The following is a 9,358-nucleotide window of genomic DNA, read 5'->3' as shown; positions in this document are numbered from 1 at the left end:
GGCGAGGCCGCAGGCGGGCGCGGCGAGTCGACGGGCGCGAACGGCGTGGCGAGCGGCGGATCGGCGGGCGCGGGCGGCGAGGCCGCGGGCGGGCGCGGCGAGTCGACTGGCGCGGAAGGCGCGCCGGGGGCGGGCGATGCCGTGGGCGGCGGGGCGAAGGACGGGCGGAGGTCGTCGTCCTCGGGTTCGTCGGAGGTGACGGCTTCTTCGGGTTCGCTGGTCACGCGGGCTTCGTGGGCGCCGGCGGTCATGTCGCTGTAGGAGGTGCGGCGCCAGTCGCGGTCCAGGGTGCGGTCGAAGACCGCCGCGGAGAGGTCCGCGGGTTCGCGCACGCCGCCCGCCCACGCGACCGGCAGCCCGAGGCGACCCGTCGGTTCGACGCTCACGCACCCCTCGGCCGCACCCGCCAGCTCGCGGAACCGGGCGAGCGCGACGTCGTCGGCCGGTGGGCGCGGCCCGCCGGACGCGACGTTGCCGTCCGCGTCGCGGGCGAAGAGCAGGCGCGACAGCGCCGAGTCCTTGGAGTTCCAAGACGCCGCCCACCAGATCACGGCCTGGTGCTTCGCGCGGGTCAACGCCACGTAGGCCAGGCGCAGGTCCTCACCGCGCTGCTCCTCGATGTGCCAGTCCTTGTGGCGCTTGTAGTCGGCGCCGCTGAGACCGACGTCGATCGTGCGACGGAACCCGGCGTCGCGGTCGTGATAGACGATCGGGGTCGGCTTGTCGTCCACCCACGTCGGCTCCCAGAGGTACGGGACGTAGACGACCGGGAACTCGAGGCCCTTGGAGCGGTGGATGGTTAGCACCTGTACCGCGGCCGCGTCGGATTCCAGACGGCGCGAGCGTTCTTCGTCGCCTTCGGTCTCGGCGGTCGCGATCCGCTGGCGAAGCCACACCGTCAGGGCCGCGGTGCCGAGCTTGTCCGCCGACGCGGCGCCGTGCAGCAACTGGCCGACGTGGCGGAGATCGGTCAGGCGACGCTCGCCGTCGACGACGCCCAGGACGCGGCCCGGGATCCGCTCGACCAGCGTGATCGTCTCCGTCAGCGAGGCGAGGCCGCGCCGGCGCAGTACCGCGGCCCACGTGTGCAGGCGGCGGTGGACCTCCTCCCACTCGTCATCGTCCGCGGCGGCCACCCGCTCGGCGCTCCAGCCGAGGAACGACGTCATCGTCGCGGCGCGGGCCCGCACGGGCGAGGCCGGGCGCTCCAGGGCTTCGAGCAGCCGCAGCCACTCACGCGCCGCCGGGGTCGCGAACACGCTCCCCGCGCCGTTGATCACCGACGGGATCCCGACGTCGTCGAGCGCGTCGCGGACGAGCACCGCATGGCGGTTGTAGCGCACGAGCACGGCGACGTCGCCGGGCAGGACCGTCGAGGGGCCGAGGACGCGCACGAGGTCGGCCGCGAGATCGCTCGCGACGAACCTGCGCGCCGAGTTCAGGCCCGCGTACCCCTGGCGGGTCTTCTCGATCGTCGGGTCGGTGCGATCCACCACACGCACCCGCAGCGGCGCGCCCGCGATCGGGAACGGCTCACGCGTGCCACCTGCCCGCACCCGCCCGTACACGATCTCCGGATGCCCGAGCTTGGCGCCGCCGAACATCGCGTCGTAAGCGTCGATCAGGCGCTGGTCGCTGCGGCGGTTGACCTCGAGCGTCGCGGTCTCCCCCGAGGCCTTCTTCGCGTCCAGGTACGAGTAGACGTCCGCACCGCGGAAGGCATAGATCGCCTGTTTCGGATCGCCGATCAGCACGAGCGTGACGCCGCCGCCCGAGAACGCGCGCTGGAGGATCTCCCACTGGATCGGGTCGGTGTCCTGGAACTCGTCGACCAGCACGACGCGGTAGCGCTCGCGCAGCCGCGCGACCGACAGCGCCTCGCGGCGGCCCGTCAGCTCGTCCCGCAGGCGCGTCAGCAGATCGTCATAGGTGATCACCGACAGCGCGCGCTTGCGGCGCTCGAGCTCGGCGCGGACGTTGCGGGCCAGGCTCGCGCGCAGCGCCGGCACGCCGTCGGCGGCACGCGGCTCGATCGGCGAACCCGGGTTCTTGTCGACCTCGCGCGCGATCTGCATCGCCTCGGCGCGGGTGATCTCCGGATCCCCGGTGTCCATGTACTTGCGGACGTAGAGGTCGTCGACCACCTCGCCGAGCAGGTCACCCACGTCCTCGACGACTTCCGCGCCGGGCTCCATGTCACCCGCCACGCCGATGCCACTCAACACCTCCTGACAGAACCCGTGGGTGGTGGCGATCGTCGCCGCGTCGAAGCCGGCCAGCGCGCGCACCAGTCGCTCACGGCGCTCGGCCACCACGTCCGGCGACGCCGCCCCCAGCCAGCGCACGACGTCGTCGGATGCCACCCCGAGCCCGAGTTCGCGCTCGGCCGAGACCAGGCGCTCGCGCACCCGATCGCGCAGCTCGCCCGTCGCCATGCGCGTGAACGTCACGAGCAGGAGCTGATCGAGCGGCGTGCCCTCCGCGACGTAGCGCGCCGCCAGCGCCGCGATCGTGTACGTCTTGCCGGTGCCCGCGCTGGCCTCGAGCACCGTGATGCCAGACGGGAGCGGCCCGCAGATGTCGAACGCGCGGCTCATGCGTCGCTGACCACCTCGCGCGCGAGCAGGCCTCGCCACAGCCGCAGCGCGTACTGGCCGAAGCGTGTTCGCTCGACCGGATCCCAGCGCTCGTCGGCCCGCGGCGCGGGCGCCATCAGCTCCGCGAAGGCAAGACTCGTGCCGTAGACGAGCTCGTGCTCGGCGTCGCGGTCCTCCTTCGGGAAGCGGTCGGACTCCCATTCCCCGCGTGGGTTGCCGCCCGCGGCGAACGCCGCCGACGTCCGGCACGCGAGTGGCAGCGGCTCGCGCATCCCACGGTCGTACAGGTCGATCAGCACCGAGAGCTCCTCGAGAGCGTCGGTGGCCGACAGGGACGGCACGCGCGCCACCGTCACCTGCCCGTACGCCCCGCTCGCCCGCCCGATCGTCGTGGCTGAGTACGCCCCACCCGCGGCGCACAGGGCCAACAGCCGCACCCACGCACCCAGGCGATGCCGGGGATTGAGCTTCGAGTACGTGACGTGGGTCAGCAGTTCTCCGCGCACGCCGGGAACCGTGCCGGTGAGCCGCCGCCCGCCGACGTCGACCTTGACATCGACCGACTCGGCCTCCCCCGCGATCAACGCTCGCGCTTGGCCGGCGATCTCGTCCACGCCCTGCCAGATCGCCTGCACGACCGGGCGGCCGAGCTGTCCCGGAGGAAGCTTGCCGGCGGCGATCTCGGCCAGGATCGCCGTCCGCCCCTCGGTCCCGTCCATCACGGCGTCGAGCAGCCGCTGGCCGACGCCCCACTTCTCCAGCGCGTCGAGCTCGACCGGCAGCGCGTCCTCCACCTCGTCGGAGTAGTCCCCGACGCTGATGCCGAGGCGCTGGCGCAGGAAGGCCCGGACCGGATGCTCGGCGAAGCGCACGAGGTCGGCCAGCGCCAGCGGGGCGGGCGGCCGCGGCGGGAGCGGATCGGCGAGGAACGCCGGCGGTGCCACACGCACGCCTGCGAGGGCGCGCGCGCCATCCAACGTCACGCGGTCAAAGCTCCAGGGCTTGCCCGGGACCAATGCCCCGCGCGCGAAGTTGCGCGGGTCGAACGGCTGCAGCGGATGCTGCACCACCACGTCGCGGCCGACCACGTCCAGCAACTCGCCCACCGGCACCGCCGGCGGCCGCGCGACGTTCGTGCGCTCGTCGTTGCCCGTGTAGGTGATGATCAGCCGGTCGGTGGCGGCCATCAGCGCGTCGAGGAGCAGCTGCCGGTCCTCGGTGCGCGAGTCGCGATCGCCGACGTGCGGGTCGCGCAGCAGCAGGTCGTCGCCGTCGCGCGGCGCCTTGCGAGGGAACGTGCCGTCGTCCAGACCCAGCAGGCAGACGACGCGATGTGGCACCGACCGCATCGGCACCAGCGTGCAGATGGTCAGATGACCGGTGCGGAAGTTGGCACGGGTCGGGCGGCCCTGGAGCCGCTCGGCCAGCAACGCGCGCACCTCTTCCAGCTCGAGTTCTGCGTCGTGCCCCGACGCCTCGTCGACGACGTCATTGAGCAGCCGCTGCAACTCCGACCGCTGCCACGGCTCCTCCGGCGAGGTCAGCCCGTCCGCTGCCGCCGCCAGCGCGGACGCCCACTCCGGAACGCGCAACGGACCGCGCAGCGAGTCCACGGCCGCCGCCAGCCGGTCGAGCAGCTCCGCGAGCCGCCCCGCGAGATCGATCGCCCCGCTGTCGACGTCATCCAACGGCAGCACGCCCTCGAACAGCCGCCGCTCGTCCTCGTTCATCGTCACGCCCACGAGCACGCGATCGAGCCCGGCCCGCCAGGTCCCGGCCGTCAACGCCGAGAGCTTGAACGGCGCGCGATGCTCCGCGTCCAGCCCCCACCGGACGCCGCTCTCCGACACCCAGTCCTCCAGCCGCGCCATCGCGTCATCGTCCAGCCGGAAGCGGCGCCGCACCGGCTCGCGATCGGCGAGATCGAGCACCTGCGACGCCGTCAGCCGTTGCGAGCCGAGCTCCAGCAGCTGTGCCACGACGCCGAGGACCGGGTTGGTCTGGCGCAGCGAGCGATCGGCGAGTCGTACGCGCAGGTCCGGCAACCGGTCGCGCGGCTCATCATCGTCCTCGATCTCACCCGCCCCGAACGTCGCCTGGATCTGCGGCGCGAACGTTTCGATGTCCGGGCACATCACGATCACGTCGCGGGGCTCGAGCGACGGATCCTCCTCCAGCAGGTGCAGGATCGCGTCGCGGACGACCTCGACCTGGCGCGCCCGACCATGACACGCGTGCACCTCGATGCTGCGATCCGCGGGCCCCGGGTCGGGCGCCCGGTCCTCGCGCACCGCAGCCTGCACGCGCGTGAGCATCGTGCCGGTGCGATGGGAGACCGGGTGCTCGTGGGTTACGACGTCCGGGCCGAGGACCAACTGGAGCTCCCGCACGTCCTGCCCCCAGGAGGCGAGCAGGCGGTTGCGGGCCATCCGCGCCGTCGGGTCCCCGACCCGGCGCACGACGTGGACGCCTTCGGCGGCGATGCGCTCCCACAGCGCCGGCGACGGGTGTAGGAGGAACAGGTGCGCGTCGCGGTGCTCCGCCAGCGCGCGCAGCACCTCGAGCTGGCCCGCCGGCAGCCGGGTGAGCCCGAACAGCGAGAAGCGCTCGGGGAGCGACGCGAGCTCGGGCGCCGTCCGCAACCGCGCGCAGGCGCTCTGCATCCGCGCCGCGGGATCGGCCTCGGCGATGCGGGCGACCAGCCGCCGCCACAGCTCGCCCTGCCAATGCGAGCCCGCCAGCACCGCGGGACGATGCAGCGCGTAGCGGTCGAACAGCTGCGCGAGGTGGCGCACCGCCGCGAACCGGCGCTCCTGGCCGGACGGCAGGTGCGGCGCCAGCCACGCCTCCTCGCGCGCCTCGTCGACGAGCTCCAGCAGCGGCCACACGAGCCGGTCCGGCAGCCACGGGTCCGTCTCCGGATCGATCCCGGACGCGGCGGCGACCGCGTCGCCGGTCAGCCGGCGGGGAAACGGGAACTCCACGTTCGCGCAGATGCCGAGATGGGATGAGAGCCGTTGGGTGAGCCACCGCTCCATCCCACGCGTAGGGACGGAGATGAGCTCAGGCGCGAACGGATCGGCCGGCGGCTCGGCCAGCAGGTCGCGCAGGGCCTCGATGAGCCCGTCGGCACGGTCGGATCGGTGGACGTGGAGCATGGTCTGTTCGCTGAGTCGTTCGCGGGTTCCGGAACCTGACAAACGAATTTCAGCGGGTGGTGTGCCTCGCAGTCTGGAGCAACGGCCCTACGATGCGCGGGTGACGATCGAGGACGGCCGGGCCAAGCCATCGCTGCTCCGGCGCGGCCTCGTCGCGGCGGCGGCGCTGGTCATCGTCGGCACCGCCGCGTGGTGGCTGTTGTTCCGTGACGGTTCGCCCTCGCCGGGTCCGCTGGCCCCGGACGAGAGCGGCTCGATCGGCATCACCGCGTGGGAGCACCCCGGCGACTTCGGCTTCGGCCACCCGATCGTCGTCAACACGGGCGACAAGCCGGCGATCCTCAAGCGAATCCGGCTCGTCGCGCCCAGCGCCGGGCTGGAAGTGATCGCCGCGCAGGTCGCCGGATCAAAGCGGACGTTCAGCGGCACCTCGTACACGCACGAATGGCCGTCGAAGGAATTCGACGACCTATACCCGGTGGCCGGCTTCACCGTCGCGCCGGCGTCACGACGCGGCTGGAAACGCGGCGTCGAGCTCGTGTTCAGGCTGCGCGCGAAGCAGATCGGAAACTACGAGGCCGACGCCGTCGCGGTCGAGTACACCGTCGACGGCACCGAGTACCGGACCTATCTGCCCATTGCCACCAGGTTCTGCGTGGTGCCTCCGAGCGCCCCGATCAACGGCGAGGGCGATGGCGACTGCGGGGTGCCGAGCGGGATGAACAAGCCGATCGACGATCCCGAGGCCTAGGCGCGACGTGACATTCGACGGAGAGCGCGGGGGGTGCCCCGGATTGGTATCGCTCCGCGAGAGTTAGACGGGCCACCCCCGCGTGAGCACGCCAACGACATCGAGTTCGGATGTCGCGAGTCCGCCGAGCTAGTCGCGCGAGCTCCGGACCCGGATGCCGCCGATCAGACCGAAGCCGCGGATCCGCAACGTCGGCGCGCCCGCCGGTGCCGGCGTGTCGCTGACGCGCTTGCCGCCGATCAGGCTGAAGCCGGAGACCTCGACCCGCACGCCGGGCGGGACGGTCACCCGCATCCCACCGATCAGCGAGACCTTGGTGACCGTCACGACGGGGGCGGCGAGCTCCGCGTCGCGCAGGTCCAGCTTCGCGCCGCCGATCAGCGTCACCGCGACCGTCGACGCCGGCATGCGCCACGCGCCCTCGCGGCGCATGCCGCCGAGCGGTGTGACGTGCCATTCCTTGCCGCTCGCGGGAGCCGCGGGCGGTGCGCCGCCGCCGCCCGCGGGCAGGTCGGCCACGAGCGGTTCGAGCTCGCCGCGGGTGGTCGCCGCGTAGGCGCCGTCCAGCCGCGTGCTGAACTCGTCCAACGACAAGCGCCCCTCGCCCACCGCGACGTTCAGCCGCCCGACCGTCGCCTCGCGCTCGGCGTCGGACGCCCGCACATCCAAATCCCCCATGTCACTCACGGTAAAGGGCGAAGATGAGTTAGCTCGCCTCGGCGATCGCGTCGGTCGCTCCGACCATCTCCTTACGCCGCTCGTCGCCCCACCAGCGCCAGTGCACGGCGGCGACGGGCGCGCCGTCGAAGCGGCGCAGCTGGTAGACGCCGAGCCGGTGGACCTGCGGTTCGAAGCACCACAGCTTCTCCGAGGTGAGCATGAAGTCCATGTCGAACTTGTCGTCGAGGACCTCGAGGAGCTGCTGCTGGCCGGAACGGTCGATGCCGGCGAACGCCTCGTCGAGGGCGACCAGCCGCGGCGCGTGGCGCGCGGCGCCGGTGAGCAGCGCGTGGTACGCGGCGAGCAGCGGGAGGTGCAGCGTGACGGACTTCTCGCCGCCGGAGTCGCGGCTGTGCGCGCGGCGGGTGAGCTCGGTCCGATCGCCGTCCTTGATCTGGAAGATCCGGAAGCGGAACCACTGCCGGTAGTCGAGCGTGAACTGGAGGTGCTCGACCAGCGTCGCCTGTTCCTCGCCCGCCCGCGCCTCGGCGAGCCGCTGGCGGAAGAAGTCCATCAGCGTCTCGCGCTGGTCGATGGGCAGGGCGCGCGGATCGGAGCGCTTCAGCAGGCCGATCACCGCTCGGACCGACGCGTCGAGGTCGGGCCGGATCTCCCATTGCAGATCCACGCCGACGCCCGAGCTGGTGCGCACACCGGCGATCTTGTCCGACGCGGCGCGGGCGATCTCCCCCGCGTCGGAGATCCGCGAGCGCAGCTCGTTGGCGACGTCGCCGAACAGGAACTCCTCGAAGAGCTCCTGCTCGCGGCCGGCCAGGGTGTCCTGCTGGCGTTCGAGCTCGGAGGCGAGCTCGCGTGTCGCTTCGAGGATCGGGACGTGGGCACCGCCGTAGGCGGCGGTGACGAGTGGGACGTCGCCGATCGGCTCGAGCATCGCCTCGACGCCGAGCGAGGCATCGAGCGTGGCGCGCAGCGCGTCGAACTCGCGGTAGATCGCGGTCGCGGTGACCTCGATGACACTCGAGAGATCCGACTGGCGCTCGCGCCAGACCGCCGCGATGCGCTTGGCGTCCCAGGCCGCGGGCGCGTCGGTGGTGTCGAACGCGAGTGACACCAGCCCGGCACGGTCGAGCTCCGCGAGCCGCGCGACGTGCTGGTCCTGGCGGCGCAGGCGCCGTTCGAGGTCCGCGGCGGCGGCGTCGCGTTCGGCCCGCCGGCGCTCCATGTTGCCCGTCTCGACGCGGGCCTCCTTGTCGAGCTCGGCGCGGCGGTGGGCGAGCTGGGCGAGCGCGGCGTCGAGCGCCTTGGCGTCGCTGAGGACCTCGTCGCGGTCGGCGCCCGCCGAGGCAACGAGCGTTTCGGAGAACGCGCCGAGCTGCTCCGCCTGCCGGCGTTCGGCGGTCGCTTCCTGCTCGGCGCCCTCGTGGCGGGCGGTCGTGCGGGAGTGGCGTTGCTCGCGTTCGGCGTGGGTGGAGAGCCAGCGGTCGCGCAGGGCGAGGCGGGCGCGCGCCTCCGGGAGCGTCTCGGCGAGTTGCTCGAGCGCGTCGTCGAGCGCGGCCGGGACCTGCGGCAGCCCGTGGTCGGACGCGTGCCGCGCGAGCGCCGCATCCGCTCCGATCAGCTGCTCGGTCGCCTGCTTCGCGGTGCCGCGCTGGGTGCTCAGCCGCGCCTTGTGGGCGTCGAGCTCGCGGCCTGACTCGCGCCAGGCGATCCACGCCTCGACGACCGCGTCGACCTCGCGGGTCGGCAGCGTCGCACGCTCCGCCTCGAGTGAGGACGCGCGCCGCGCGAGCTCGGCCAGGGAGGCGTCGACGGCCTCGAGTTCCGTATCGACGCCCGCGGCGGCGACGGCGATCTCCGCGAGACGCCGGTCCCGCGCGTTCTGACGGGCGGCGGCGCCGATGAACCGCGCCGGCCCCTCCGCGCCGCGGCCACGCAAGGGGCCGAAGGAGAACGTCCCGTCGAGCCCGACCGCGAGTCCGCCGGCCGCATCGGCCTCGACCACCGTGACGGCGGCGAGCGCCGGCGCGAGCGTGGCGGGGACGGACAGGACGTCCGCGAGCGTCCGGGCCGGCGACACCGCCGCGCGCCGGGACGACGAGTCGGCGGCGGGGCGGGACGGCGAGTCGGCGCCCGCGGCGGCCGCGGCGGCGGAGCCGGACGGCGAATCCGCG

General features: G+C 73.2%; 5 protein-coding genes. 1 reads left to right on the top strand and 4 read right to left on the bottom strand.

Translation table 11 applies throughout. From position 1 onward, the window contains the following. Positions 1-2,597: UvrD-helicase domain-containing protein (locus OM076_RS44095; protein ID WP_270046637.1), on the bottom strand; the 2,597-nt coding region annotated here is incomplete at its 3' end. Beyond that, positions 2,594-5,755: an exodeoxyribonuclease V subunit gamma gene (recC, locus tag OM076_RS44090; protein ID WP_270046636.1), complete on the bottom strand. Its 3,162-nt coding sequence runs from the start codon at positions 5,753-5,755 to the stop codon at positions 2,594-2,596. The genes OM076_RS44095 and recC, both read right to left, overlap by 4 nt. Between recC and OM076_RS44085 the strand changes: the two genes are divergently transcribed. After that, positions 5,754-6,506 (top strand): hypothetical protein, encoded by a 753-nt coding sequence (locus OM076_RS44085; RefSeq protein ID WP_270046634.1) that lies wholly within the window; start codon positions 5,754-5,756, stop codon positions 6,504-6,506. The genes recC and OM076_RS44085 overlap by 2 nt on opposite strands. Before the next feature lie 129 nt (positions 6,507-6,635). Here OM076_RS44085 and OM076_RS44080 read toward each other — a convergent pair whose 3' ends face one another. Together OM076_RS44080 and OM076_RS44075 are read right to left on the bottom strand one after the other, a co-directional pair. Next, the gene (locus tag OM076_RS44080; RefSeq protein ID WP_270046632.1) at positions 6,636-7,184 is read right to left on the bottom strand and encodes a DUF1707 SHOCT-like domain-containing protein; all 549 of its coding nucleotides are present in this window, start codon (positions 7,182-7,184) and stop codon (positions 6,636-6,638) included. 28 nt (positions 7,185-7,212) lie between these two features. Beyond that, on the bottom strand, positions 7,213-9,358 hold a 2,146-nt coding region (locus tag OM076_RS44075; protein WP_270046630.1), incomplete at its 5' end, for an SbcC/MukB-like Walker B domain-containing protein.

The sequence above is a fragment of the Solirubrobacter ginsenosidimutans genome, from assembly GCF_027587205.1.
Note: the sequence above shows the minus strand (reverse complement) of the source record. Positions and strands in the feature narration are given on the sequence as shown.

Coding starts and splice junctions, on each gene's coding strand:
- OM076_RS44085 (WP_270046634.1), top strand. CDS start 5,754: ATGGTCTGTTCGCTGAGTCGTTCGCGGGTTCCGGAACCTGACAAACGA.
- recC (WP_270046636.1), bottom strand. CDS start 5,755: ATGCTCCACGTCCACCGATCCGACCGTGCCGACGGGCTCATCGAGGCC.
- OM076_RS44080 (WP_270046632.1), bottom strand. CDS start 7,184: ATGGGGGATTTGGATGTGCGGGCGTCCGACGCCGAGCGCGAGGCGACG.